Here is a 467-nt window from a genome sequence, read left to right as displayed (position 1 = left end):
TATGAACACCTGAGTACGGTGCAGGCCAACTATATCCGGCCTGAAACGCTGCATGACGCCAGCGACGTGATCAATAATGCGGTTGCAGCGCTACCCATCTTCCGCCACTACCATATTCAGGAGGACCAGCTGCATGCCAGTGCGGATGGTCAGAAATTCGAAACCCATCTGGAAACCTTTAAAACCCGGTACTCCTCTAAGTATTTCGGCACCAACAAAGGGATCACGGCCATGACACTGGTGGCCAACCACAGCGCCCTCAATGCTCGGATCATCGGTTCCAACGAGCACGAATCACACTATATTTATGACCTGTTACAATCCAACAGCAGTGAAATCAAACCTGACGTACTCTCGACAGATACACACGGTGTCAATCATGTTAACTTCGCCTTACTGGATCTATGCGGTTACAGTTTTGCACCGCGATACGCGCAGTTCAGTAGTGTCATCAATGATCTGTTTGA

At 49.5% G+C, this 467-nt stretch carries 1 protein-coding gene; it reads left to right on the top strand.

Features of this window, described 5'->3' with window-relative positions:
* The coding region (locus ACX5KA_RS06835; RefSeq protein WP_458730737.1) for a Tn3 family transposase at window positions 1-467 on the top strand (467 nt) is incomplete at both ends.

The organism is Alteromonas alvinellae (assembly GCF_902705805.1).
The sequence above is the reverse complement of the archived record's forward strand: the minus strand, read 5'-3'. Positions and strand labels throughout refer to the sequence as shown.